The sequence below is a fragment of the Microbispora sp. H10885 genome (genome assembly GCF_014161415.1).
GTDB classification, from domain to species: domain Bacteria; phylum Actinomycetota; class Actinomycetes; order Streptosporangiales; family Streptosporangiaceae; genus Microbispora; species Microbispora triticiradicis.
The window spans coordinates 965,058-990,391 of sequence record NZ_JABBWY010000001.1 but is presented as its reverse complement, the minus strand read 5'-3'; the positions used below and the strand labels follow the sequence as shown (position 1 = coordinate 990,391).

Below are 25,334 nucleotides of genomic sequence, written 5' to 3'. Positions count from 1 at the left end.
CAACGGTGCGGTCGACGGCGTGAGCGACCTTTCCGAGCCGGTTCTCGACGACGAGGCGCCGCGTCGGCGGCTGCCCTTCTCCGTGGACGCCGTGACCGTGCTCAGCCTGCTGGTCGTGGCGCTCGTGCTGATCCCGTCGCGATACGTGGTGGGCCCGCTCGGCTCCGCAGGCACCCCCGCGATCCTCATCGCCGCGGTGGCGTTCGGCTGGTACTGCGCGTCGATCTTCACGGAGCGCTCCACGCCGCTGCGGGGGCGGCAGCCGGTCAGGACCTCGATCTTCGTCTACGTGTGCGCCATCCTGGCCAGCTTCGTGGCGGCCACGACCCGGCCGATCTCCCCGGCGGAGCTGCAGGCGGCCAACACGTCGCTGCTGCCCGTGATCGGCTGGTGTGGCATCGCCCTGCTGGCCGCCGACGGAATCCCGAACCGCGAGCGCCTCGACGTGCTGCTGCGCAGGTTCGTCATGGGGGCGACGTTCGTGGCCATCGTGGGGATCGTCCAGTTCGCCACGGCGTTCGACCTGTCGCAGTATCTGGCGTTTCCCGGGCTCAAGGTGAACGGGACCTTCATCTCGCTGTACAACCGCGACGGCTTCAACCGGCCGACCTCGACCACGATCCACCCGATCGAGTTCTCCGCGACCCTCGCGATGGCGCTGCCGCTCGCCCTCCACACCATGCTGTACGGCCCGGCCGCGAAGCGCTGGTCCAACCGTTTCTGTGTTGCGGCGCTCGCGGTGGCCATCCCGCTGACCGTGTCCCGGACCGCGGTGCTCGGCATGGCCGTCACGTTCGCCGTCCTCATGCCCACCTGGCCGAGAGCGTGGCGGCACGCCGCCTACGTGGCCCTGCTGATGTTCACGGGCGTCATGGGCGTGGCGGTGCCCGGCCTGCTGGGGACGTTCAAGCGGATGTTCCTCGGGATGAACGAGGACTCCAGCGCCACCGCGCGCACCGACGACTACGCGGCGGTGGCCGAGTACTTCTCCCAGCACCCCTTGTTCGGCCGTGGTGTCGGCACCTTCCTGCCCCACGTCTACCGGATCCTGGACAACCAGTACCTCGCGACGCTGGTGGAGACGGGCGCGTTCGGGCTGTCGGCCGTGCTGCTCATCTTCGTGTGCGGGTGGACCGTCGCACGCCGCTCGCGACGCAAGTCCGCGGACGCGCCGACCCGTCATCTCGGCCAGGCCCTCGCGGCGGGCATCGCGGTGTTCGCGGTGACGTGCGGCACGTTCGACGCCTTCTCCTTCCCCGTCGCCGTCAGCTCCGCCTTCCTGCTGATCGGCTGCGCGGGCGCGCTGTGGCGCATCACCGACCCGTATGGAGGCGCGTATGTCGCCGTATCCCCGCGTTGGCTTCGCCTGCTTGTGGGACGAGGATCCCCGCAGGACCTGGTCGTACACTCCCTGGAACCTGCGCGCGGCGATGCGCGAACGGACCGACCTGGTTGATCTCGGTGTGGAGATCCCGAGGACGGTCCGCACCGCCCTGCGCGCCGCCCACGTACGGCCCCGCCACGGCCGGCTGGCCACGACGTGGAAGTACTCGAGGATCACCGACGAGTACTGCCGCAGGGCGCTGCTGCGCTCGCTGCGGGGCTCGGACTGCGAGGCGGTCCTGCAGATCCAGGACATCGCGCCGCTGCCGGCGCCTTTCTTCCTCTACCAGGACCTGAGCTACGACGCGCTGCTCAGCGTGCACGACCCGGACAACCGGCACGCCGTGCTGCCCAACATCTCGCCCGGCATGATGCGCCGCAGGCGCGAGCGCCAGCTCGACATCTACGCGCGCGCGACGGGGGTGCTGGCGATGAGCTCCTGGTTCGCCCGGACGCTCGTGGAGGTGACCGGGCTGCCCGCCGGAAAGGTACATGTCGTGCATCCGGGCATCACGTCCGTGGGCGACCCCTCCCGTCCCCTGCCCGAACGGGAACGGCCCCGGCGGCGGCTGCTGTTCGTGGGCGGTGACTTCCGGCGCAAGGCGGGAGCGCTGGTGGTCGCGGCCACCCGGCTGCTGCGCCGCGACTTCGACCCGTCCCTCACCCTCACCGTGGCGGGACCCCCCGCCTGGCCGTTGCCCGGCGAGCCGCCGGAGGGCGTCCGGTTCCTCGGGCAGCTGCCCCCCGCCGAGGTCGCCGCGCTGTGGGACGAGCACGACCTGTTCGTCATGCCGTCACATCTGGAGGCCTTCGGGATCGTCTTCGCCGAGGCCCTCGCCCGGGGCGTCCCGTGCGTGGGCCGCGACGCCTTCGCCATGCCGGAGATCATCCGCCCGGGTGAGAACGGCGGCCTGGTCCGCGGCGACGACCCGGCCGAGCTGGCGGAGACGATCGCCGGGATCCTGGACGACGACGGGCTCTACGCCCGGTGCCGGAAGGACGCCGCCGCGACCGTGGAGTGGTTCAGCTGGGACCGGGCCGCCCGGCAGGCGCTCGAAGTCGTCACCGCCGCCTGAGCGGCCGATGCCGCCGGGCCCCGGGCGGGAGGTCACAGCGCCTTGCGGAGCGCCCCGGCCACCTCCTCCTGCTGTTCCGGAGTGATGTGCGGGAAGATCGGCAGGGAGAGGATCTCTCCGGCCGCGCGCTCGGCCACCGGGAAGTCGCCCGCGCGATACCCGAGGTCCGCGAACGCCGGCTGGAGGTGCACCGGCACCGGGTAGTGGATCTGGGCCTGCACCCCCTGCTCGTGCAGACCGGCGAGCACGCGGTCGCGGTCGGGCACCCGGATCACGTAGAGATGCCAGACATGGTCGGTGCCCAGCGCCTCCTCAGGAGAGGCCGGAAGGGTCACGCCCGCGTCCACCAGGTCGGCCAGCAACTCGCCGTAACGGGCCGCCGCCCTCCGCCGCCGGTCGTTCCACTCGGCGAGCCGCCGCAGCTTCGCACGCAGCACCACGGCCTGGAGAGTGTCGAGGCGTGAGTTGAAGCCGAGCGTCTCGTGCCGGTATTTCACGACGCTGCCGTGGTTGCCCAGCAGGCGCACCCTTCTGGCCAGCTCGGCCGAGCCGGTGGTGACCGCGCCCGCGTCGCCGTACGCGCCGAGGTTCTTGCCGGGGTAGAAGCTGGTGGCGGCGATGGCTCCGAATCCGCCGGAGCCGACTCCGTCGCGGGTCGCGCCCTGGGACTGGGCGGCGTCCTCCAGGACCGGAACGTCCCCGGCGACCTCGGCGATCCGATCCATCCGGGCCAGCCGGCCGTACAGGTGGACGGGGACGATCGCCGCGGTGCTCGGGGTGATCGCGGCGGCGAGCCGGTCCGGGTCGATCAGCAGGCGGGCCGGCTCGGCGTCGACGAGGACCGGCCGTGCCCCCGCCCTGAGCACCGCCTCGGCGGTGGCCACGAACGTGTTGGCGGGCAGGACCACCTCCGATCCGGGTCCCGCCCCCAGCGCTCGCAGCGCGAGTTCGATCGCGTCGGTGCCGTTCGCGACGCCGACGCAGTGCGCGACGCCGCTGAAGGCGGCGTACTCCTCCTCGAACGCGGCCACGTCCGGCCCCTGCATGAAGGCGGTGGAGCCGAGCACGCGGGCGAAGCCGGCGTCGATCTCCTCCGCCACCTCCTCGTGAGCGGCCCGCAGGTCGACGAACGGGATCACAGAAGCTCCTTCTGCCATGTGGCTGTCACGTTGGATTCACGGGCGCCGGGCGGAGGTACCGGGCGGGGTTGCCCGCCCACACCTCGCCCTCGGGCACGTCCCTGGTCACGACCGATCCCATGCCGACGAGCGACCAGGCCCCGACGGTACGGCTCTCCCGGACGAGCGCCCCGGCGCCCAGGTAGGCGCCGCGGCGGATCCGCACCCCGCCCGCCAGCCGTACGCCGGAGGCGATGGTGGCGAAGTCCTCCACCACGTCGTCATGGGTGAGGGTGACGTGGGGCATCACCGCGACGTGGGCGCCCACCTCGACCGAGGCGGTCAGCACGCACTGTGCCTGCACCACCGATCCGGGACCCACCCGGGAGGTGGCGGACACCACGGCGGTGGGGTGGACGAGGGTGGCGTACCGTTCGGCGGGCAGGCCGAGCCGTGCCACGATCCGGAGGCGGCTGGCGTAGTCGTCCGGCCTGCCGGTGCAGACGACGAGCCGGGCGTGGTCCGGCAGCGCGGCGACGCCGCCGAGGACGGGCAGGCCGTCCACGAGGGTCCCGTGGCGGGCCGGGTCGTCGTCCAGGAAGCCGAGCAGCCGCCATCGGCCGGCGGACGCCAGCGCCAGCTGGGCGGTCTCCCTGGCGAAGCCCCCCGCCCCGACGAGCACCAGATCCTCGGGGATCACGTCGCGGCCTCCGCCGCCACCGCGCCGGCGCCCCGCAGGCCGCGCAGCGCCCCCCTCTTCAGGTAGACGAGCGCGCCGACCACCGCCAGCGTGACGGACCCCGCCAGGAGCAGGGCCACCACGTCGATCCTGATCAGCCAGGCGATGAGCGCGGCGGCCAGCCCGGCGAGCAGGCCGCCGGCGACGCCGGGCGCGACGCTCGCCGCCAGGCCCAGCGCGCCGACCCCGACCCGTCTCAGCTCGCGCAGGTAGATGGGCAGCACGACGAGCACCGCGACGGCGACGTGCGCGACGCCCGCCCCGGCGAAGCCGTACGCGCGCACCGCGACCACGAGCGCCGGGGCGAGCAGGACCAGCCAGATCACCTGCACGGTGAACACCACCCGTGAGCAGGCCAGCACCACGAAGTAGTCGTAGACGAGCTCGTAGGCGATCCGCAGCGCGCCGAAGACGGCCAGCCACACCAGGGCGGAGGCGGCCGGCTCCCACACCGGGCCGTAGACGAACCGGACGAGCGGCCCGGCGGCCCCGGCCAGCAGCAGGCACACGGGCACCGTCACCGCGACGAGAAGCCCGGCCGTGGAGGTGAACGCCCCGCGCAGGGCCGGCGGGTCGTGCTGCAACCGGGCGAAGGCGGCGGGGGCCACGCCGCGCACCGGCTGGGAGAACACGCTCACCGGCCAGTTGGACAGGTTGAAGGCCAGCACGTAGAAGCCGAGGGCGGTGGCCCCCAGCAGATGCCCCACGACGAACTGGTCGAGGTTGGCGACGAGGAAGACGACGATGCTCGACCCCGCGAGCGGCAGGCCGAACCGCAGCAGCCTGCGGGCCACCGAGCGATCGAACCCGAGCCGGAGCCCGCCGGGCGCGAACCCGATGTACAGGAGGGCCGACCCGGCGGCCCCGGCCAGGCGCCCGACCGCGAGGCTCATCGCGCCCCATCCGGCCAGGGCGAGGGCGATCGACACCAGCGCGCCCAGCCAGTTGTTCACCTGGTCGGCGACGGCCTTCCTGTCCTGCCTGAAGTATCTCTGGAGCATGGCGGCGGGGGCGGCCACCGCCCCGCTCACCAGCACGTTGAGGGCGAGCAGCCGCACGACGGGTGCGGCCTGCGGATTGCCCATGGCCGCGGCGAACGCCGGCGCGCCGGCGAAGCAGGCGAGGTAGATCAGGCCGCTGGAGACGAGGGAGATGGTCGCGACCGTGGGAGCGATCTCCTTCGGGTCCCCCGGCCAGCGGACGATGGCCAGGCTCACCCCCAGCTCGTTGAAGCTCAGCACGGCCAGCAGGGCCACCATGGCGACGGCGAACGTGCCGAACTCGGCCGGCCCGAGCAGCCGGGCGAGCACGATGCCGATGGCGAGCGTGCTGAGCCTTCCCACGACGGTGTTGACGAGGCTCCAGCCGAGGGCCCGGGACGCCTGCCCGAAAAGAGAGTCGCCGTCCCGCACCCGGATGCTCCGTAACCGGCTCACCGCTTGTCCGCCATCGGCTCCCGGGGGGTGGCACGGGCCGCGGCCACGGCGTTGAAGTCGTCGGCGGGCGCCCGGCCCCGCGCCCGCGCGTACTTGCGGCGCACCTTGTAGCCGACCACGGCCGCCGACGAGCCGAGCGCCGAGCGCAGCGAGCCGCGCGGGCCCGTCCCGGTCAGCGCGTCCCGGTAGACGCCCTCCTGCACGCGGGCCGCGCTCTGGAGGCTGAAACGCTCCACGACGAGCGAGCGGCCGAAGGCGCCGAGCTCGGTCCGCAGCCCGGCGTCCGTCAGCAGCGGGCGAAGCGCCTCCTCCAGCCTGCGAGGGCCCTCGGCGGCGCCGTTCCCGAGGCCGTACCAGCCGCCGGCGAGGAAACGGTCGACGGTCCGCGGGGTGAGCGTCTCGAAGAACCCCGCCTCGCCCTGCACGACGAGCGGGCAGCCGAAGGCGAGGGCGCGCAGCGCCGACCCGCCCATGCCGATCGCGACCGCGCCGCACGCGTACGCCGGTCGGGGGTCGAACAGCTCGCCGGTCAGCACGACGACCCGCTCACCCGCCCTGGCGTTGGCCTCGGCGGCCCGCCGCTCCACCTGGTCGCGGGCCGCGCCGTCGCCGACGACGACCAGCCGGACCGGCAGTTCGGCGGCCAGGCGGCCCACGACGTCGACGGCCGTCAGCAGGCCCTCCAGCTTGAGCTCCGGCACGAGGCGGCACACCACGACGACGTTGAGCCGGTCGTCCCCCAGCCCGAAGCGGGCGGTGAACTCCCCGGAGGGGACGCCGGGCGCGTTGGCGACGACGTCCACCGGCGGCTCGATGAGACGCACGTACCGGCGGCGCCCGGCCTCCAGCTCCCGCAGTTCCTCCGTACCCACGACGAGCGGCAGCTCGGGGGGCAGGAACGGCGCGACGCCGGCGGACATCACCGTGCACACGGCCGCGGCGGGCGACCTGCCGAACGTGGCGAAGTACGCCTCCAGCCCCGGCGGCCACTCGTATCCGTGCACGACGTCGACGCCCCGCTCGGCGACCAGCCTTCTGATCATCCGGATGGTGGGCGGATCGGGGCGCCGCCTCGCCGGGTCCAGCTCGACGTGTTCCAGCCCCGCCGCCCTGACCCGCTCGACGAGCGGCCCGGGATCGCTCACCAGCATGACCTCGTGTCCGAGGTCGCGTACGGCCGCCGCGAGCTCGATGGCGTTGAGCTGGCTGCCCCCGACCTCCATGGTGTGGGGGTAGACGAGGATCCTCATGCCCGGCTCGCCGCCCTGATGACTCCCACCACGACCTCCTGGTCCCGCTCGGTCAGGTCGTGGTGGAGCGGCAGGATCAGCGAGTCGCGGGTGAGCCGCTCGGTGACCGGCAGGTCGGCCTTCGCGTCGGAGGCGTACGCGGGCTCCAGGTGAGCCGCCATGATGCCGCGCCGGGCCGACACGCCCGCCTCGCCGAGGAGCCGCAGCAGTTCGTCGCGGCCGACCGGGAAGTCCTCGGGCGGCAGGACCCAGAAGCCCTGGTAGTTGGTCTCGCCGTGCCGCGGGTCGCGGATCGCGTACAGGCCCGGGATGTCGCTCAGCAGGTCGTGGTAGCGGGCGGCCAGCGACCTGCGGCGGGCGACCATCGCGTCGAGCTTGGCCAGCTGGACCAGGCCCAGCGCGGCCTGCATGTCGGTCATGCGGTAGTTGAAGCCGGTCTCCAGGTACTGCTCCAGGATGGGGGTGGCGCCGGCGGCGTGCCTGTCGGCCGCGCTGACGCTCATGCCGTGCTCGCGCAACCGCCTGGCGCGGGCCGCCCACTCCCCGTTCTCCGTGGTGATCATCCCGCCCTCGCCGGTGGTGAGGAGCTTGCGCGGGTGGAACGACCACGCGGCCACCAGCGCGTCCGCGCCGACCGGACGGCCCTTGTAGACCGAGCCCGCGGCGCACGCGGCGTCCTCGACGACGGCGATCCCCCGCGGCTCGCAGACCGCGCGCACCGCGTCGGCGTCCGCCGGAGTGCCCGCCTGGTGCACCAGGATCACCGCGCGGGTACGGCCGGTCAGGGCCGCCTCCACGGTCTCCGGGGTGAGGTTGGCGGTGGTCGGCTCGACGTCCGCGAAGACGGGAACCGCGCGGAGGTAGCGGACGGCGTTGGCCGTCGCGATGAAGGAGAGCGAGGGCACGACGACCTCGTCGCCCTCCTCCACCCCGGCGAGCAGCAGTGCGAGGTGGAGCGCGGTCGTGCAGGAGGACAGGGCGACGCCGTGGGCGGCGCTCATCCTCGCCGCGAACGCCGCCTCGAACTCCGCGACCCTCGGCCCCTGTGCCACCCAGCCGGACTCCACCGCCGCGGCGACCGCGGCCGCCTCCTCCGGCCCGAACCACGGCTTCATCACGGGTATCACGCCCGTGACACCTCCCTCGTCTCGTTGTCGAGCAGCCCGGCCAGCGCCAGGGCGCGTTGCGACCAGTCGTGCCGCGCGGCGAAGGCCCTGCGGCGCCCGGCCAGGCCGGGGGTGCGCGGCTCCCGCGCCGCCTCCGCGACGGCCCGGGCGAACTCCTCCGGCGAGCGGGCCGTCCTGATCAGCTCGCGGCCGTCCGGCTCGCTCCGCAGCAGCGCGGTGGCCGGCAGTTCGGAGGAGACGACCGCGCGGCCCGCCGCCAGGTACTCCAGCGTCTTCAGCGGAAAGCTGGCCTGGTTGAACGGGGTGTCGGCGTACGGCGTCAGCCCCACGTCGATCATCCGCAGATAGGACGGAAGCTCCCCGAAGGGCTTGTGCCCCACCCATCGGACGGTGGGCCGCCGGATCAGCTCGTCGAACCGGCCGGGGGCGAAGCCCGGCTTCCGGGGGCCGACGAGGAGCAGCGGTCCGGCGGCGGCCACCGCCTCCAGGAACGCGATGTCGGTCCGCTCGTTGATGTTGCCCACGAACCCCGCGACCGGGCCGTCCGCCGGAGTGAAGGGCACGTCCGGGGGAGGCGGCGCGTCGTCCACATCCGCGTAGGCGGCCACGTCGCAGCCGTTCGGGACCAGCTCGGCGGCCCGCCCGAGCGCGGCGAACCGGTCGCGCAGCGCCGGGCTGACCACCGCGACCGCGTCCGCCTTGCGCAGTTGCCGCGCCTCGGCTTTGATCATGGTCCGCACCGGCAGTCCCATCATCGGGGCGCCGGCCACCAGGTCGTCGGTGGCGTAGAACAGGGTGCGAGCGCCCTCGGCCGTGCCGAGGACGTCGTCGTAGTTCGCGGCGATCACCGCGTCGGCCCGCCGTCCCAGGCCGCGCAGCGCCCGCCGTACCGCACGGCGGGTCAGCGCGACGCCGAGCGGGTAGACGCCCGGCCGGGTGCGCGCGGGCGGCACCCGGACGGTGAGCAGGGTCAGGCCGGGACCCGCCGCGTCCAGCGGCGGGCGTGCCAGCGTGCCCGCCAGCTCCGGCCTCCGCCTGCGGGCCGCGACCGCGACGGGCGGGTTGACGTAGAGCACGTCGCGTCCGGTGGCCAGGCGGTCGGCGATGTGGCGGTCCGTCCCCGCCACGGAGCCGTCGTAGTGGCTTCCCGCGAAGTAGACGAGGAGCCCTTCGCTCACCGCGCCCGGCCACCCGCCGCCGCGGCCGTCGCCTCCCGCCACCAGGCGACGAGGCGGGAGAGCCCTTCCTCCAGGCCGATCTCCGGCTTCCAGCCCAGGAGCTCCACCGCGCGGGAGATGTCGGCGAGCCGCCGCGTGACGTTGTTCACCTGGCGCGGCGGCCCGTACTCCGGCCGCAGGTCGCTGCCCATCACGCGGAGCAGGGCCTCGGCGAGGCCGGTCAGGCTGATCTCGGTGCCGCCGGCGATGTTGAAGACCTCGCCGCTCACGTCGGCCGCCGCCGCGGCCAGATTGGCTCTCGCGATGTCCTCGGTGTAGACGAAGTCCATCGTCTGCTTGCCGTCGCCGAGGATCAGCGGCGGCTGCCCTCCGGCGATCCGCTCCATCCACCGGATGAGCACTTCCGTGTAGAGCCCGTGGACGTCCATGCGGGGGCCGTAGACGTTGAAGTACCGCAGCGCCACGTAGTCGAGGCCGCGCGTGGCCCGGAAGCTGCGCAGCATGCCCTCGTTGTACAGCTTCGCCGCGCCGTAGAGCGTGTCGTTGTCGTACGGGTGGTGGTTCTCCGAGGTGGGGAAGGCCTCGGCCAGGCCGTAGACGGAGGCGGAGGAGGAGGCCACGACCTTGCGCACGCCCGCGTCCACCGCCGCCTCGACCACGTTGAGCGTGCCGTTGACCAGGACGTCGTTGGCCAGGCGGGGCTCCTCCACGCACTGGGTGATGCGGATGGCCGCCAGGTGGAAGACGTAGTCCACGCCCTCGGTGAGGCTCCTGACCAGGTCCCGGTCCAGGATGTCGCCTTCGACCAGGCGCACCGCCCCGTCCGCCTGCGCCAGGTTCTCCCTGCGGCCGCGGACGAGGTTGTCCAGGACGACGATCTCGCCGGCTCCGGCCCGCGCGAGCTGGTCGGCGACGGCCGATCCGATCGTTCCCGCACCTCCGGTGACGAGGCATCGGCTGCCGGTCAGTGCCGGGTACGCGTGTGTCATTGACTCCTCATTCGATTGGTCGGATCACCGAGTGGGGACGGGGGATGATCACAGTTCGACCCGTACGCCACCATTGTTGAGGCTGCGGGACGCCGCTTCCAGCAAACGCAGGATCCGCAGCCCGGAACGTCCGTCGGTCAGCGGCGCCCGGCCCTCGGCGATGGCGCTCGCGAACTCGCTCATCACCCCGCGCAGGGCCTCGCCTTCGGGCAGGGCCGGCACATGGATGTCACCCAGCCGGTAGGAGATGAGGGCACGGTGGCGCTCGTCGGGGCCGAGCTCGCCGGGCCGCCGGTCCACGCCCCGGTCGTAGACGCCGACCCGCTGGGAGGGGTTCAGGTCGTCCCAGACGACCGTGCGGCGCGAACCGCCGAGCACCATCGTCCGGATCTTCGTGGGACTCAGCCAGTTGACGTGGATGTGGGCGATGCTCCCGGTGGACAGCCAGAGGGTCAGGTAGGCCACGCAGGTGCGGCCCGCTCCGATCGGATCCGCGCCGTGCGTCGCCACCGCGATCGGCCGCACGTCGTCGGGGAGGACGAAGTCGAGGATGGACAGGTCGTGGGGCGCGAGATCCCACAGGACGTCCACGTCGGGCTGGACCAGCCCGAGGTTGATGCGGACCGAGTCGATGAACTGGACGTCGCCCACGCCGCCGCCGCGGACCAGCTCACGGATGTGCCGGACGGCGGGGGTGTAGCAGTAGGTGTGGTCGAGCATGAGTGCCAGGCCCGATTCCTCGGCCAGCTCGACCAGTTTGCCCGCCTCCTCCGCGTCCGGTGTGAGGGGCTTCTCCACCAGCACGTGCTTGCCGGCTTCGAGCGCGGCACGAACGAGTTCGAAGTGGGTGGCCGCCGGGGTCGCGATGGCGACGGCGGCCACGGACGGGTCCGCGAGCACCTGCTCGACGGACGCGGTGGCCCGCACCGTGGAGTAGGACCCGAGCACCGACCGGGCTCGGCCGAGGTCCAGGTCGCAGAGCCACTCCAGCCGCAGTGCGGGCGTCGCCTGCGCGTTGCGGACCAGGTTCGGCCCCCAGTACCCGGCGCCGATGACGGCCAGCCCGATCGGTGAAGACACTGTTGTCCCTTCTGTCGAGACACAGGGCGGCGGGCCGCGCCGCTTCCCGGCACGGCCCGCCGCCTCTGCCTAGGGGTGGAAGACGACGTCGACCCAGTAGTTGGCGCCGTTGTAGGTGTTCTGCGGGAACTGGGACGCGCCGCCGTAGGCGTACACGCCGTTTCCGGCCGATCCGCCGCCGTTGGCGAGCGCGGTCAGGTGGCCGTTGACGGCGGGACCGGAGTTGAAGTAACCCCCGTCTCCCGAGTAGTGGCCGTTCGGCGCGTAGTAGGACGCGACGTACGTCGTGCCGGCGGCGATCGGCACCGGGGTGGTGAACACCAGCGTCTGCCAGCCGCCGGACGTCTCGGTGGAGAAGGTGCCGGTGGCGAGGAGCGTGCCGTCGGCCGCCCACAGGCTGCCGATGTGCGTTCCAGTGTTGCCCGGGCCCTTGTAGAAGCGGATCCCGGTGATCTCTCCGGCCACGTCGGACCGGAACTTGACGCCCACCTCGATCCCCGAGGCGTCGTTCTCGGCCACGTTGCCGGGAACGGCGTCACTCTCCCAGATGGAGCACGGGCAGGTGCCGGTCGTCGTGAACGACCACTGGGTCTGCACCATGGTGTTGCCCGCGTCGTCCTTGGCTCCGCTCACCCGCACCGTGTACTGCTTGCCGTCGCCGAGGGCGGCGGCCGGTGTGAAGGTGAGCACCTTCCTGGTCGGGTCGAGCGAGGCGCCGCCGCTGACCAGCACGCCGCCCGGCCCCTCCACCGTGATCACCGGGGTGCCGGTCTGCACGGCCTCGCTGAAGGTCGCCTTGATGGCGGTGGAGGCCGGGACGCCGGTGGCGGCGTCGGACGGCGCCTTGCGCGAGACGGTCGGCGCGGCGACGTCCGGCGGCACCGAGAACACCACGTCGACCCAGTAGTTCGAGGCCCCCCACGACCCGGTGGGGAACCGCCGGGAGCCGTAGGCGTACACGCCGTTGCCCCCGTCCTGGCCGTTGCCCAGCGCCGTGAGCGGCCCCCGGGTGACGGCCGAGGACAGCCCGGAACTCGTCACCGCGTAGTTGCCGGCCATGGTGTGGTACGACGCGACGTAGGTGGTGCCCTCGGTGACCGGCACCGGCGAGGAGAAGGTCACCTCCTGCCAGCCGAGGGTCGACTCGTTGTTGAAGGTGGCCGAGGCGAGGGCGGTGCCCGCGGCCGACCACAGAGTCCCGATGTGGGTGCCGGTGTTCGCCACGCCCTTGTAGAAGCGGATGCCGGTGACAAGGCCGTCGACGGAGGCCCGGAACTTCACGCCGAGCTCCACCTCGCTGGGGTCGTTCGTGCTCGCCGTCGCGGGAAGGGCGAGGTCGTCCCAGATGGAGCAGGGGCACTGCCCGGGGGGCAGCGTCGCCTTCGCCGTGACGAAGGTGAAGCTGTAGGTCCCCTGCATGGTGTTGCCCGCCGTGTCCTTGGTCCCGCTGACGGCCACGGTGTAGCCGGTGTTCGCGGCGAGCGCCCCCGACGGGGTGAAGGTCAGCTTTGCGGCCGAGCCGTCGAGTGCCGCCGTGCCGGGGATCGTGACACCGCCCGGGCCCTTGACCGTGAGCGTCCCGAAGCCGCTCTGGATCGGCTCGTTGAACGTGATCGTCGGGGTCGCGTTCGTCGGCACGCTGGAGGAGCCGGCGTACGGCGTCGCGTTGACGACGCTCGGCGGGAACGTGTCCTGGGTGGCGAACACGACGTCCACGCCGTAGTCACCGCCCCGGTAGGAGCTGTTGGGGAATCCGGCGCCCACCCGGTAGACGCCGTTGCCGTCGGCCTCCGCGGTGCTGGGCGCGGTCAGCGGCGCCCGGGAGTACGACTGGCCCCAGAAGGCTCCGGGGGTCGAGGAGTAACGCCCCACCGGCGCGTAGTAGGAGGCGACGTAGGTGGTGCCCGCGGTCACGGTGACGGCGCCGGGGAAGACCAGCGTCTGCCATCCGGTCGCGGTCTCGTTGACGAACGTGCCGGTGGCGAGGAGCGTTCCGTCGGTCTTCCACAGGGAGCCCGTGTGGGTCCCGCTGTTGCCCGTGCCCTTGTAGAACCTGACGCCGGTGACCCAGCCGTTGACCGACGGGCGGAACTTCACGCCGAGCTCCAGGGCCGAGGTGTCGGTGCCCGTCGGAACCGACGGGACGTAGGAGGGCGGGTAGAGGCTGCACGGGCACTTGACGGTCACGTTGCGCCCGGCGCCGGGCGTCTCCAGGTTGGCGCTGTCGTCGACCGCCCGGCTCTTGATGTTCACCGTGCCGGACCCGGTGGCCGTCCAGGTGTAGGACCAGCTCTCACGGCCGTTCGCGGGATGCCACGTGGCGCCGCCGTCGGTGGAGACCTCCACGCCGCCGACCCTGCCGCCGCCCGAGTCGGACGCGGTCCCGGTGACGGTCACCGTGGCGCCGCTGTTCAGCGACGCGTTGAGCAGCGGACTGGTGATCGTCGACGTCGGGGCGGTGTGGTCGGACGACGCGGCGGCCGCGTCGAGGTCCGGCATCAGCGAGGCGGGCTGCACGCCCATGTCGGCCAGGACGTTGACCGTGGCCTGCTGCATGTTCGGGTCGGCGGCCGGGGTGTCGCCGTCGTGCTCGGCGTCGAGGCCCCACGCCCACTGGACGGTGCCCGCGCCGAACACGAGGGCTCCGCTCGCCGCGCGGTACATCGTCAGACTGTGGGTGGCGGTGCCGGCCGCCACGTTCGTGCCCCAGTCCTGGATCTTCGCCGGGACGTCCACCGTCGTGCTCGACATGCGGAACAGACCGGCGGGGCGCGACCCGTTGTCCACGTCCTCGTCCCACTCGTATCCGAGCGTGCCGTCGGGCAGCGTCGTGGGCTGACCGAGCAGGGCGCGAGTGGCCAGGTTCGTGTTGCGCCAGAGCCGCAGCCTGCCGTCGGCGGCGGGGACGGTCATGGCGTAGGTGCAGCAGTTGACCGTCCACAACGTGCCGGTGAGGCTGTTCTCCGGCTTGCCGCCGTCGGCCGGCGGGCTGAAGCGCGGATCGCGCCAGGTGCCCGTCCAGGTCCCGGACTGGTCGGTCTTCGCGTTGTCGTGGGTTTCCTTGTAGCTGACCAGCGTCCGGTACGGGGCGTCGCCGGCGCCGTTCTCCCACCGGGTCTTCCAGAAGACCTCGTTGCCACTGAAGAACGCGAGGTTGACCCCGGCGTCCCTGGCCGCGGTGAAGGCGTCGCGCTCGGCCCCCGACCAGTACTCGTCGTGGCCGACCGACAGCAGGGTCTTGTGGTGCAGCAGCGCGCCGGGGTTACGGGCCACGTCCATGCTGCCGACGTAACTGATGTCGTACCCGTTGCGCTCCAGGAAGCGGACCATCGGGTACTCGGCGTTGAACAGGTAGTCCCGGGCGGTCGTGCCGACACGGTTGTGGAACGGGCGGTTGTAGCTCACCTTGACGGCGCGGCCCGTGGCCGTGTTGGCACTGCCGCCGTACAGGCTGTTGCCGCCCCAGTCGTTGTACGCCTGCCAGGTGGTGTCGGAGGTCTTGAAGAGCAGGGCGCTGGTGCTGGCGTCGTCACGCACCACGAACACGATCTTGTTGCCGTCGGTCGTGCCGTCCGTACGCACGAGATGGGCGAAGTAGATGCCCGAGATCTGGCCGGACGGGACCACCCAGCTCGCCGCGGTGTTCCAGGAGCACTCGGTGAGACCGGTGGTGTCGTTGGTGGGGCAGGTGGCCGGGTTGGCCCGGGCGACGGCGACGTTCGGCGTCAGCTCCGTGACGAACCGCGCGCCGTTGCCCTGGTAGTAGCCGAGCCGGTAAATCTTCACCGTGAACGCCGTGGCGCTCGTACGGATCTTGAAGTTGACCGTGGCGCCGGAGGCGACGCTGAATTGGTCGGAATATCCCTCAATAGTGGATCCGTCGGATGTATCGCGCTCTGAATCCCATTCGTCCGGAGATGTCCCCGAAATCTCATTTTCGCAGGTAATCGCGTTTCCACCTGGGCCGCAGGCCCCCGCGGCCTGCGCCGGAACGGGAATCGCGAACACGGCGAACAGCGCGCCGAGGATGGCGACTCGAAGTCTCATTGACGTTCCTTACAAAGTAGGTGCCGCAGGCGCATCGGACGCCGGACGTACACCAGAGAAAACCCACATAATCGACGTCACCTGAACCACATTGGTTTACCGGCTTGAGGGACCAGATGGATCGATCCATCGCTCACCCCGCCACCGCGGGGGAACGGGCGTCGCGCAGGAGCGGGCGGGGCGTCCCGGAGCCGTCGGCGGGCACGGTGTAGACGTCGGTGGTGTTCTCGCCGCGTACCCGTGCGTACATCACGTCGTGGTCGTCGAGCCAGGCCGCCTGGTCGTCGACGGAGGCGGTCTCGGCCAGTTCGACGTCGCGTCCGCTGCGCAGATCGAGGACGTGCAGCCGCCAGATCGCGGTGCCGTCGGCGACCCGCTTCTTGTAGACGACCCGCGTCCCGTCCGGGGACAGCGACGGGCACTCGACGTTCTCCCGCACCGTCTCCATCCGGCGCCTCGCGAAGTCACCCCGCACCAGGTAGGTGGAGCCCCCGGTCGACACCGTCGCATAGAAGCGGTTGTCGTCGTGGTCGAAGGTGACCCCCCAGTAGTTCAGGTCGGCCGGCCGGTGCACCTTGCCCTTCATCACCAGCGTGAACGCCTCCAGGTTCTCGACGAGGGCGCCGGTCCTGGTGTCGAGGACGCCGGTGCGGGTCGAGAAGCCAAGGCCGGCGTAGGAGTCCCCGTTGACGAAGACCGTCCAGGAGACCATGCGGCCGGTCGGCGACACGCGGGCGCGGCTCGGCGCCCCCGGCAGCTCGATCCGCCGCGTCTCCCGCAGCCGGGCGTCCACCATGACCGCGTAGAACCTGGCCACCGCCGAGCGCACCGCCGTCAGGCAGACGCCCGAGCCGGCCGCCGTGTAGAAACGCACGCACTCCAGCCCCGACACCTCCCGGGGTCCGTCCGCGGGGACCGGACCGGACGGCAGGCCGGTGGAGGCCACCTTTCCGCCACCCGCCCCGGCGGTCACGAACACCAACCGGCCGGGCCCGTCGAGGTCGACCCGGCCGGGCCGGGAGGACGCCGCGGCCGCCGTCGTCTCCTGCCGCACCCGCTTCGCCGCGTTGGCCGTGTAGACCCACGCCGCGACCGCCAGAAGGACCGCCGCGGCCGCCAAGGCCACCAGACGCGTCCGCGTGCTCATCGTCACTTCTCCGCTTTCCGCCCCTGGCATCCGGCGTCTCGAAGCGCTCGCCGTGCCCTGCCCGACGGCCGCCAGGGCTGTTTCAGTGCTGATCGGGCGCTTTCTGCCGCCTGTTTCAGGCGAGGGCGAGCAGCCCCGCGTCCTCCACGTACCGCTCGCCCGTCTCCGGACAGACCCATCCGCCGTCCGAGGACGGCGTGAGCGGCCGGCCCGCTCGCCCGACCCACCCGATCCGCCGCGCCGGGTTGCCCGCGACCAGCGCGAAGTCGGGCACGTCCCGGGTCACCACCGCGCCGGCGGCGACCAGCGCGTACCGGCCGATCGTCCGTCCGGCGACGATCACGGCCCGCGCTCCGACGGCCGCCCCCTCCCGCACCTGGACGCCGCGGGCCTCCCAGTCCCCGTCGCGCTTGAGCCGTCCGGTCAGGTCGGCCGAGCGCGGGTAGAGGTCGTTGGTCAGCACGGCCGCCGGGCCGATGAAGACGCCGTCCTCCAGCACCGCGGGCTCGTAGACGAGCGCGTAGTTCTGGACCTTCACGTTGTCGCCCAGCACGACGCCGGGGCCGACGTACGCCCCCCGCCCGAGGATGCAGGAGACGCCTATCCGCGCCTTCTCGCGGACCTGCGCGAGATGCCAGACCCGGGTCCCCCTGCCGATCGCCGCGCTCGGGTCGACGTCCGCCGAAGGGGCGATAACGGGTTCCTCGGTAGTCATGCCACTCCTCGGGTGTTCGGTGAATAATCCGGTCCATGACCGAGACCGCCCCGGCCGCCATGACCGTCGTCGTCCCGGCGCACAACGAGGCCACCGTGATCGGGCGGCTGCTCTCCGGGCTGCTCCGTGACGCCGAGCCGGGCGAGATGGACGTCGTCGTGGTCGCCAACGGGTGCACGGACGGCACCGCCGACGTCGCCCGCGGCTTCCCGGGGGTCCGCGTGCTGGAGACGCCCGTGCCGTCCAAGCGCGAGGCGCTGCGCATGGGCGCCGCCGCGGCCGGTGTCTTCCCGATCCTCTACGTGGACGCGGACGTCGAGCTCGGCACGACCGACGCGCGGGCGATGTGCGCCACGCTGAGGGCCGACGGCGTCCTCGCCACGGCACCCGAGCGCGCGCTCCCGCTGGCGGACCGGCCCTGGCCGGTGCGTTCCTACTACGCCGTCTGGAGCCGCCTGCCCGAGGTGCGGGCGGGACTGTTCGGCCGGGGTGTCATCGCCGTCGGCGAGGAGGGCCAGGCGCGGCTCGACGCCCTCCCCTCCGTCATGGCCGACGACCTGGCGGCCTCCCTGGCGTTCCAGCCGCACGAGCGGGCGGTGACGGGGACGGCGAGGGTCGTGGTCCACCCGCCGCGCACCCTCGGCGACCTGATCCGCCGTCGGGTCCGGGCGGTGACCGGAGTGGCGGAGCTGGACGGGAGTCCGGGCGGGCGGACGGCGCGGACCGGGGTGCGCGACCTCGTGGGCATGGCCCGCTCCCCCCGGCTGGTCCCCCACCTCGCCGTGTTCCTCGCGGTGACCCTGCTCGCCCGCACGCGTGCCCGTCGAGCCGTACGGCGCGGGGACTTCACCACCTGGCTCAGGGACGACAGCAGTCGCTGACGCCGTCCCGCCGGCGTCGCGGAGGCCGGTCATGACGGCGATCGGGACGGCCATCCCCGCGTCCACTGCGCCCTGGCGGCCCACAGCGCGCGCCAGTCGTCCCGGCGCGACGTGGGACGCCCCTGCCTGGCCGCGTCGGGCGGACTCATCCATCTGCTCAGCACCGCCCGCAGGAGCACCCCCGACTTCAGCAGCAGGACCGCCGCCCACCGCGTGCCCGGCGTGAAGTGCCGCCGGATCAGGGTGACCTTCCCTGTGTGCAGCATGACCTGCTTGCGCAGACTGCTCGACGAGAGGCCGCCCGGGTGCACGAACGCCGCCGTGGAGGTGACCATCGGGCGGTAGCCCAGCCGCGCCGCCCGCAGGCAGAGGTCGGCGTCCTCGCCGTACATGAAGAACGCGCGGTCGAACCCGCCGAGCTCGTCCCAGGCATGCCGGTCCACCAGCATCATCGCCCCCGTGACGATCGGCACGCGCGACTCCTCCGGAGCGCCGCCCGGCACCGGGGCGGCCCACGGCCGGGGCGTCTCGGGGTCGAGGAGCCGGTGGCCGGGGAAGGCCGTGCTCAGGCCCAGGCCGAAGCAGAGCGCCGACCACAGCGTCGGCCGGCCCCACCACGAGCGCGGGTCGCTCTCCCCGCTCTCGGTGACGCATCTGCCGCCGATGATCCCGGCGTGGGGGTGCCGCCGCGCCGCGTCGAGCAGCGCGATGACCGCGCCGGGCTCCAGCTCCGCGTCGGGGTTGACGAACAGCAGATGCCCGCCCCGCGCGATCCGGGCGCCGGCGTGGCACCCCCCGGCGAAGCCGTCGTTCTCCTCGCGGGCCACGATGCGGGCGCCGGGCGCCGCCCCCCGCACCACGTCCACCGTGTCGTCGCCGGAGGCGTTGTCCACGACGACGAGCTCTCCCGTGATCCCCTCGCCGCGCGCGTGTTCGAGCGCCCTGTCCACGGCTTTCAGGCAACCGGTCACATAACCCGCGCTGCGGTAGGTCACCACGATCACCGAAACGCCCAGATCCGGCCGGGCGGGCCTCGGCGCCGCGGCGCTCGCCCCCCTCATCCGCTCCAGCGCGGTCATGCGGATGAACGCCCCGTTCGTGCGGAGATAGCGCGGCCCTAGTCGCCGGGGCTCCTGGAGCAGCCGGTAGAGCCACTCCAGCCCGGCCCGCTGCCAGGCGAGGGGAGCCCGCCTGACGACCCCTGCCAGCACGTCGAAGGAGCCGCCCACGCCATGCACCACGCAGGCGCCGGTGCGTTCGCCCCAGGCCTCGACGAACCTCTCCTTCCTGGGCGACGACATGCCGAGGAAGAGCAGGTCGGTGCCCGCCGCGCGGATCTCCTCGGCCACGGCGCCCGCCTCCTCGTCCGAGAAGTAGCCGTCCCTGGCTCCGGCCACGACCAGACCGGGGTGGCGCCGGCGGATCTCCGCGAGCAACGCGTCGAGCACCTCGCGGGTCGCTCCGAGGAAGAACACCCGGTGGCCGCGGCGCTCGCTCTCCCCGAGCAGTGACGTGAACAGGTCGATGCCGGCCACCCGCTCCGGCAGGGACCGGCCGAGCAGCCGGGCGGCCCACACGACCGCCTGCCCGTCGGCCAGGATCATGTCGCACTGGACGACGGACCGCCGCAGTTCCGGCTGGGCCCGCATGTGCACGAGCTTCGCAGCGTTCACCATGCCGATCGACAGGAACGAGCGCGTGTCGACGGCGGACACGCACCGCTCGACCGCGTCCCGCAGCGTGAGCGGATCGATCGGCGTCCCGAAGACCACGGCGGGCGCCCTCACTTCGCGAGCTCCTCGAACAACCAGGCGTAGAGCAGCCACCCCAGCTCGTACGGCCGGCACTCGTGGTCGACCGCCACGGGCGGATAGACCCTGTCGAGCACGCCGATCCGCGTGCCCCTGCTGACCGCCGTGGACATCGCGCGTACGCCTCTGACGAGTTTGCGCGGATCCTCCCGGGCGGCCTTGCGCCAGGTCAGGCCGAGCTCTTCGACGATCAGTTCCTCGCCGGTCTCCGGTCGCTCGGTCATCCAGCCCAGCCCCAGGCGGATCGCGTCGAGGTGCGACGTGCCGCCCGCGTCCGCGAGGTCGAGCAGCGCCATCGGCGCCATGGACAGCTGGTGGACGCTGTACACCGGGTAGCCCTCGACCACCTCACCCGTACGGGCGTCGTAGTGCCACCACCACTGGCCCTGCGGTCCCTGGACCCCGCAGATGCCCGCCGCCACGCGTTCGGCGGCGGCGAGCGCCTCCGGGTCGCCGCCGCTCACGACGTGCAGCCGGGCGAGGGCCTGCAGCGGGTAGACCTGGTCGGCGAAGCAGCCGACATGAGCCCGATACCAGGGCGCGGACCCGATCACGTGACGGTAGAGCCGGTCCTCGCCGAGCCCCGCAAGGAGGCGTCCGCGAGCCTTCCGGAGGCGTTCGCCGAGGCCGGAGGTCTCCCCGGCCGCCGTCGCCGCGGCCAGCGCGGAGAGGGCCCACGCGGCCTCGACCGTCGGGACCGGTCCGTCGAGGGCGTCCTCGACCTCGGCCAGCCGGGCGAGGGCGAGGCCGAGATCGCCGTGCCCGCTCTCGGCCGCGGCCCAGCAGATCAGCGCCACGTCGCCGAGTCCGGTCACCTCCGGCAGGCGCTTGACCAGGTGCCCGGTCAGATCGAGGGCGGTGTCGCCGGCGAGCGCGGCGCGCTGCCCGTCCTCCGGCAGGGCCGCGACGCCGAGCGCGACGATGGCGCTGTACCTGACGCTGCGCCCCTCCGGCACCGCCGTCCACCGTCCGTCAGGCCCGCGCCGGCCGCGGCGGGTGAACACGAACTCTCCGTCGGAGTAGCCCGGAGGAAGCCCGCGGATCGACAGGGCGACCATGCGGTCGACGAGGTCGGCGGCGGCGGGGTCGGCGGCGCGGAGCCGATCGAGACGGGTCACAGCTCAGCCCTCCGGCGGCCGTACGACGTACCGCGATGTCTACTCTTCACCGGTACCTCCATTTCTGGGGAGAACGAGGAAGGCGGCCACGAGCGTGATCGCCAGCCCGGCCGCCATGACGCCGACGGCGGCCCGCGGCCCGAGCCAGGACCACAGGACGCCGAAAATCCAGGAGGCGGCCATCGCGGCGAGCGCCTGGCCGGTCTGCACGACGGCGAGCCCGGTGGCCCGGCGCCGTTCGGGGAGGAGCGGCCCGACGAGCGCGCTGACCACGCCGTCCGTCGCCGCGTAGCCGAGCCCCCGCAGCAGCAGCACGGCCACGCACACCACCGGATGGTCCGCGGCGAGCACCAGGAGGTAGCAGGCGAGCAGCGCGCCGTACCCTCCGAGGACGACCTTCGGCCGGCCGAGACGATCGGCGAGCCGGCCGGCGGGCACGGCGGCGAGGAGATAGGACGCCGACACGACGACCGGCAGCAGCGGCAGCCACCGCGCGGCGACGTCGAGCCGCTCCAGCACGAGGAGATAGAGGAAGGCGTCGCTGATCGTCGTCAGCGACAGGGGCACGACGGCGAGGAGCACCCGCCGGAAGGGCCCGGGACCGAGCAGCGCCGTGGCCTGGGCCAGCGAGACCCGCGCGCGCCCGCGCGCCACCCCGTCCGGCTCCCGGACGAACAACACGAGCACCAGCACGCCGAGGACGGCCACGCAGAAGCTGGTGACGAAGACGGCGTCATAGGAGCCCAGCGCCAGTTCCAGCACGCCGAAGGCGACGAGCGGACCGGCGAGGGCCCCGGCGGTGTCGAGCGCGCGGTGCACGCCGAAGGCGCGGCCCTGCGCCTCGTACGGCGCGCTCAGCGAGATGATCGCGTCACGCGGCGCCGTCCGCAGGCCCTTGCCCGCACGGTCGACGCCGATGACGAGCCCGAGGAGGGGTGCCGACCGGCCGGCCAGCAGGAACCCGAGCTTGGTCACCGCCGAAAGGGCGTAGCCGGCTCCGGCGACCGCCTTGCGCCGCCGGAACCGGTCCGCGACGTGTCCCCCGGCGAGGCGCAGCACGGCGGTGGCGCCCGTGTACACCCCGTCGAGCACCCCGAACTGCACCGTGCTCATGCCCAGGCCGAAGACGAGGTAGAGCGGCAGGATCGCCGTGACCATCTCGGACGAGACATCTGTCAGCAGGCTGACCATCCCGATCGCCAGGACGTTGCCCGTGACGACCCGCAGCGGACGCCGTCCGGACGTCCGTTCGTCCCGGGGCCGCGTGTCCCCCGTTCGCGCCTCGGACAGGTACATGTCAGGCCACCAGCGAGGGCCAGGCGGCGTGCAGCGCGTCCCGCCAGTGGCGGATCGGCGCCAGCCCCGCCCGGGACCAGGCGGCGTGGCCGAGCACGCCGAAGGCGGGCCGGGGAGCCGGTCGCGGGAAGGCGGCGGAGGCCACCGGACGCACCCGGTCCGGGTCGGCGCCGAGCAGCGTGAACACCTCGCGGGCCAGGCCGTGCCAGGAGGTGCTCGCGGAGCTCGTGCCGTGGTAGACGCCGGGGGGCGCGCCGGCCCCGATCATCCGGATGATCTGGTGGGCCAGGTCGTCCGTCCAGGTCGGCTGGCCGAACTGGTCGTCCACCACGTCGACGGTCGGCCGCTCGCCCGCCAGCCGGATCATGGTGCGGACGAAGTTCCCGCCGGTCGCGCCGTACAACCACGCCGTGCGCACGACGTAGCCGGAGTCGGGCAGCGTCTTGAGGACCGCCTGTTCGCCCGCGAGCTTGGTGCGCCCGTAGGCGTTCAGCGGAGCCGTCGGCGCGTCCTCCGCGTACGGCCGCCGCGCGGTGCCGTCGAAGACGTAGTCGGTGGACGGCTGCACGAGCCGCGCGCCCACCTCGCCGCACGCCTCGGCGAGGACCCGCACGGCGTCGCCGTTGACGGCGAGCGCCTCCTCCTCGTGGGTCTCCGCGTCGTCGACGGCGGTCCAGCCGGCGCAGTTCACCACCACGTCCGGCCGCAGTTCGCGGACGGCCGGCCGCACGGCCGCCGGATCGCGCAGGTCCAGCCGGGCACGGTCCAGCGGCACGACCTCGTGCCGTCCGGCCCGCAGCACGGCGACCAGGGTGCTGCCGAGCATGCCGCCGGCACCGGTGATCAGCCATCGGGGGGTCATCAGGTTCGCTCTCGGGGTGCTCGGGTCGGTGCCGTGTCGTCGTTGGCGGTGTCGTTGTGGGTGTCAGGACCGGGCCTGCTTGAGGGGGCGCCACCAGTCCGCGTTGTCGACGTACCAGCGGACGGTGGCGTCGAGGCCCTCGTCGAACGCGATCCGGGGTTCGTAGCCCAGGGCGCGCAGCTTCGTGTCGTCCAGGGAGTAGCGGCGGTCGTGGCCCATGCGGTCGGCGACCCGCTCGACCCTCTCCCACTCCGCCCCGAGCGCGGCGAGCAGCTTCTCGGTGAGCCGCAGGTTCGTCAGCTCCGCCGTGCCGGCGACGTGGTAGACCTCGCCCGGCTGCCCGACCTCGGTCACGAGCCGGATCGCCCGGCAGTGGTCGTCGACGTGGATCCAGTCCCTGACGTTGCCCCCGTCGCCGTAGAGGGGGACCTTCACCCCCTCCAGCAGGTTGGTGATGAAGAGGGGGATCACCTTCTCCGGATACTGGTAGGGCCCGTAGTTGTTGCCGCACCGGGTGACGGAGACCGGCAGCCCGTAGGTCACCCCGTAGGCCAGGGCGACCAGGTCTCCCCCCGCCTTCGCGGCCGCGTACGGCGAGCGCGGGCGCAGGGGCGCGGACTCGTCCCAGGACCCGGAGTCGATCGACCCGTACACCTCGTCGGTCGAGACGTGCACGACCTTCCCGACCCCCGCGTCGAGGCACGCCTGCATCAGCGTCTGCGTGCCGAGGACGTTCGTCCGCACGAACGGCGCGGCGCCCGCGATCGACCTGTCGACATGGGATTCGGCGGCGAAGTTGATCACGAGGTCGTGGCCGGGAACCACGTGCGCCAGCAGCTCCGCGTCGCAGATGTCGCCGTGCACGAAGTCGAAGCGCCCTGACACGGGCTCCAGGTTCGCCGGGTTGCCCGCGTACGTGAGCGCGTCCAACACGGTGATCTTGTCATTGGTCTCGGCGGCGGCCATCCGGACGTAGTGGGAGCCGATGAAGCCGGCGCCGCCGGTGACGAGCACTCTCATGGGGAGATCTGCACCTTACTGTGATCACCGAGCACGAGCCGGTGCGCCTTGGGCGTGTTGGGGGCCGGAGTGACCTCGACGTCGTGTCCGATGAGCGAGGCCTCGATCCGTCGCACCCCCTGGATCGACGCACGGGCAAGCACGATGGAGTACTCGATCTCGCTGTCCGTCAACCGGCAGTCCTCCCCCACCGAGGTGAAGGGACCGACGTAGGAGTCCGTGACGACGGTCCGGGGGCCGATGATCGCGGGACCCACGATACGGGAACCGCGCACCGACGCGCCCGCCTCCACCACCACCCTGCCGATGAGCTCGCAGTCGCGGACCTCGCCGTCCACCCGGGGCTCCACCGCTTCGAGCACGAGGCGGTTGACCTCCAGCATGTCGGCGACGTTGCCGGTGTCCTTCCAGTACCCGGAGATCACCTCGGGCTCGACGTCGTGGCCGGTGTCGATGAGCCACTGGATGGCATCGGTGATCTCCAGTTCGCCCCGCCCGGACGGCTTGAGTTCGGCGACCGCCTCGTGCACGACGGGGGTGAACAGATAGACCCCCACGAGCGCGAGGTCGCTCTTCGGAGCGCGGGGCTTCTCCTCGAGTCCGACGACGCGTCCCCGCGCGTCCAGTTCGGCGACCCCGAACTGACGCGGGTCGGAGACCTGGGTGAGCATGATCTGGGCGCTCGGGCGCCGGGCACGGAAGCGCCGGACCACCCCGTCGATGCCGCCGACGACGAAATTGTCGCCGAGGTACATGACGAAGTCGTCGTCGCCCAGGTAGTCGCGGGCGATCAGCACCGCGTGCGCCAGTCCGAGCGGCGCCTCCTGGCTCAGGTAGGTGACGTCGAGCCCGAACGCCGAGCCGTCCCCGACCGCGGCCTCTATCTCGGCGCGGGTGTCGCCCACCACGATGCCGGCCTCCCGGATCCCCGCGGCCGCGATCGCCTCCAGGCCGTAGAACAGGACGGGTTTGTTGGCCACCGGAACCAGTTGCTTCGCCCGTGTGTGGGTGATGGGTCGTAGCCTCGTCCCGGCTCCGCCGGCGAGCACGAGGGCCTTCAT

General features: G+C 72.7%; 20 protein-coding genes. 3 read left to right on the top strand and 17 right to left on the bottom strand.

The window, feature by feature from the left end; genetic code table 11:
• The first annotated feature begins 19 nt into the window (after window positions 1–19).
• Together HHX37_RS37555 and HHX37_RS04465 are read left to right on the top strand one after the other, a co-directional pair.
• Window positions 20–1,456: an O-antigen ligase family protein gene (locus HHX37_RS37555; RefSeq protein ID WP_182884563.1), complete on the top strand. Its 1,437-nt coding sequence runs from the start codon at window positions 20–22 to the stop codon at window positions 1,454–1,456.
• Window positions 1,431–2,459: a glycosyltransferase family 4 protein gene (locus tag HHX37_RS04465; RefSeq protein WP_182884562.1), complete on the top strand. Its 1,029-nt coding sequence runs from the start codon at window positions 1,431–1,433 to the stop codon at window positions 2,457–2,459. The genes HHX37_RS37555 and HHX37_RS04465 overlap by 26 nt, the downstream gene beginning before the upstream one ends.
• A gap of 32 nt (window positions 2,460–2,491) precedes the next feature.
• On the opposite strand, the gene HHX37_RS04460 is transcribed toward HHX37_RS04465, so the two are convergent.
• The 11 genes from HHX37_RS04460 to HHX37_RS04410 form a co-directional block, all read right to left on the bottom strand.
• Window positions 2,492–3,598 carry a DegT/DnrJ/EryC1/StrS family aminotransferase gene (locus tag HHX37_RS04460; RefSeq protein ID WP_220502561.1) on the bottom strand — a complete coding sequence of 369 codons (1,107 nt, stop codon included), beginning with the start codon at window positions 3,596–3,598 and terminating at the stop codon, window positions 2,492–2,494.
• Between the two features lie 25 nt (window positions 3,599–3,623).
• The gene (locus HHX37_RS04455; RefSeq protein ID WP_220501352.1) at window positions 3,624–4,277 is read right to left on the bottom strand and encodes an acetyltransferase; all 654 of its coding nucleotides are present in this window, start codon (window positions 4,275–4,277) and stop codon (window positions 3,624–3,626) included.
• Window positions 4,274–5,752: an oligosaccharide flippase family protein gene (locus tag HHX37_RS04450; protein ID WP_220502560.1), complete on the bottom strand. Its 1,479-nt coding sequence runs from the start codon at window positions 5,750–5,752 to the stop codon at window positions 4,274–4,276. The genes HHX37_RS04455 and HHX37_RS04450 overlap by 4 nt, the downstream gene beginning before the upstream one ends.
• Complete coding sequence (locus tag HHX37_RS04445) at window positions 5,749–7,002, bottom strand: glycosyltransferase family 4 protein (RefSeq protein ID WP_182884560.1); 1,254 nt, start codon at window positions 7,000–7,002, stop codon at window positions 5,749–5,751. The genes HHX37_RS04450 and HHX37_RS04445 overlap by 4 nt, the downstream gene beginning before the upstream one ends.
• Window positions 6,999–8,129: a DegT/DnrJ/EryC1/StrS family aminotransferase gene (locus HHX37_RS04440; protein ID WP_220501354.1), complete on the bottom strand. Its 1,131-nt coding sequence runs from the start codon at window positions 8,127–8,129 to the stop codon at window positions 6,999–7,001. The genes HHX37_RS04445 and HHX37_RS04440 overlap by 4 nt, the downstream gene beginning before the upstream one ends.
• Window positions 8,126–9,307: a glycosyltransferase gene (locus tag HHX37_RS37550; RefSeq protein WP_182872793.1), complete on the bottom strand. Its 1,182-nt coding sequence runs from the start codon at window positions 9,305–9,307 to the stop codon at window positions 8,126–8,128. Before HHX37_RS37550 ends, HHX37_RS04440 begins: the two co-directional genes overlap by 4 nt.
• Complete coding sequence (locus tag HHX37_RS04430; protein ID WP_182872794.1) at window positions 9,304–10,296, bottom strand: NAD-dependent epimerase/dehydratase family protein; 993 nt, start codon at window positions 10,294–10,296, stop codon at window positions 9,304–9,306. Before HHX37_RS04430 ends, HHX37_RS37550 begins: the two co-directional genes overlap by 4 nt.
• 48 nt (window positions 10,297–10,344) lie before the next feature.
• A complete protein-coding gene (locus HHX37_RS04425; RefSeq protein ID WP_111700626.1) occupies window positions 10,345–11,376 on the bottom strand; it encodes a Gfo/Idh/MocA family protein in 1,032 nt (343 codons plus the stop codon).
• A 69-nt stretch (window positions 11,377–11,445) separates the two neighbouring features.
• A complete protein-coding gene (locus HHX37_RS04420; RefSeq protein WP_182872795.1) occupies window positions 11,446–15,162 on the bottom strand; it encodes a DUF4082 domain-containing protein in 3,717 nt (1,238 codons plus the stop codon).
• A gap of 394 nt (window positions 15,163–15,556) precedes the next feature.
• On the bottom strand, window positions 15,557–16,570 hold the full coding sequence (locus HHX37_RS04415; RefSeq protein WP_182884559.1) for a TolB family protein: 1,014 nt from the start codon (window positions 16,568–16,570) through the stop codon (window positions 15,557–15,559).
• A gap of 115 nt (window positions 16,571–16,685) precedes the next feature.
• Window positions 16,686–17,285 (bottom strand): acyltransferase, encoded by a 600-nt coding sequence (locus tag HHX37_RS04410; RefSeq protein WP_182884558.1) that lies wholly within the window; start codon window positions 17,283–17,285, stop codon window positions 16,686–16,688.
• A gap of 35 nt (window positions 17,286–17,320) precedes the next feature.
• Here HHX37_RS04410 and HHX37_RS04405 point away from each other — a divergent pair, with 35 nt between their 5' ends.
• Complete coding sequence (locus HHX37_RS04405) at window positions 17,321–18,166, top strand: glycosyltransferase (protein WP_220499699.1); 846 nt, start codon at window positions 17,321–17,323, stop codon at window positions 18,164–18,166.
• Window positions 18,167–18,195: 29 nt separating this feature from the next.
• Here the strand turns inward: HHX37_RS04405 and HHX37_RS04400 are convergent, their stop codons facing one another.
• The 6 genes from HHX37_RS04400 to HHX37_RS04375 form a co-directional block, all read right to left on the bottom strand.
• On the bottom strand, window positions 18,196–19,953 hold the full coding sequence (locus tag HHX37_RS04400) for a WecB/TagA/CpsF family glycosyltransferase (protein ID WP_182884557.1): 1,758 nt from the start codon (window positions 19,951–19,953) through the stop codon (window positions 18,196–18,198).
• On the bottom strand, window positions 19,950–21,095 hold the full coding sequence (locus HHX37_RS04395) for a hypothetical protein (RefSeq protein ID WP_182884556.1): 1,146 nt from the start codon (window positions 21,093–21,095) through the stop codon (window positions 19,950–19,952). Before HHX37_RS04395 ends, HHX37_RS04400 begins: the two co-directional genes overlap by 4 nt.
• A 39-nt stretch (window positions 21,096–21,134) precedes the next feature.
• Window positions 21,135–22,391, bottom strand: a complete 1,257-nt coding sequence (locus HHX37_RS04390; RefSeq protein WP_182884555.1) for an MFS transporter — start codon at window positions 22,389–22,391, stop codon at window positions 21,135–21,137.
• Between the two features lies 1 nt (window position 22,392).
• Window positions 22,393–23,253, bottom strand: coding sequence for a dTDP-4-dehydrorhamnose reductase (gene rfbD / locus HHX37_RS04385; protein ID WP_182884554.1), 861 nt, complete (start codon window positions 23,251–23,253; stop codon window positions 22,393–22,395).
• Window positions 23,254–23,316: 63 nt separating this feature from the next.
• Window positions 23,317–24,273 (bottom strand): dTDP-glucose 4,6-dehydratase, encoded by a 957-nt coding sequence (gene rfbB / locus HHX37_RS04380; protein ID WP_182872801.1) that lies wholly within the window; start codon window positions 24,271–24,273, stop codon window positions 23,317–23,319.
• Complete coding sequence (locus HHX37_RS04375; RefSeq protein WP_111700618.1) at window positions 24,270–25,334, bottom strand: glucose-1-phosphate thymidylyltransferase; 1,065 nt, start codon at window positions 25,332–25,334, stop codon at window positions 24,270–24,272. Before HHX37_RS04375 ends, rfbB begins: the two co-directional genes overlap by 4 nt.

Bases quoted from the DNA above. Each gene is read 5' to 3' on its own strand.
- HHX37_RS04465 (WP_182884562.1), top strand. From the start codon at position 1,431: ATGCGCGAACGGACCGACCTGGTTGATCTCGGTGTGGAGATCCCGAGG.
- HHX37_RS04445 (WP_182884560.1), bottom strand. From the start codon at position 7,002: ATGAGGATCCTCGTCTACCCCCACACCATGGAGGTCGGGGGCAGCCAG.
- HHX37_RS04430 (WP_182872794.1), bottom strand. From the start codon at position 10,296: ATGACACACGCGTACCCGGCACTGACCGGCAGCCGATGCCTCGTCACC.
- HHX37_RS04415 (WP_182884559.1), bottom strand. From the start codon at position 16,570: ATGAGCACGCGGACGCGTCTGGTGGCCTTGGCGGCCGCGGCGGTCCTT.
- HHX37_RS04410 (WP_182884558.1), bottom strand. From the start codon at position 17,285: ATGACTACCGAGGAACCCGTTATCGCCCCTTCGGCGGACGTCGACCCG.
- HHX37_RS04405 (WP_220499699.1), top strand. From the start codon at position 17,321: ATGACCGAGACCGCCCCGGCCGCCATGACCGTCGTCGTCCCGGCGCAC.
- HHX37_RS04390 (WP_182884555.1), bottom strand. From the start codon at position 22,391: ATGTACCTGTCCGAGGCGCGAACGGGGGACACGCGGCCCCGGGACGAA.
- rfbD (WP_182884554.1), bottom strand. From the start codon at position 23,253: ATGACCCCCCGATGGCTGATCACCGGTGCCGGCGGCATGCTCGGCAGC.
- rfbB (WP_182872801.1), bottom strand. From the start codon at position 24,273: ATGAGAGTGCTCGTCACCGGCGGCGCCGGCTTCATCGGCTCCCACTAC.
- HHX37_RS04375 (WP_111700618.1), bottom strand. From the start codon at position 25,334: ATGAAGGCCCTCGTGCTCGCCGGCGGAGCCGGGACGAGGCTACGACCC.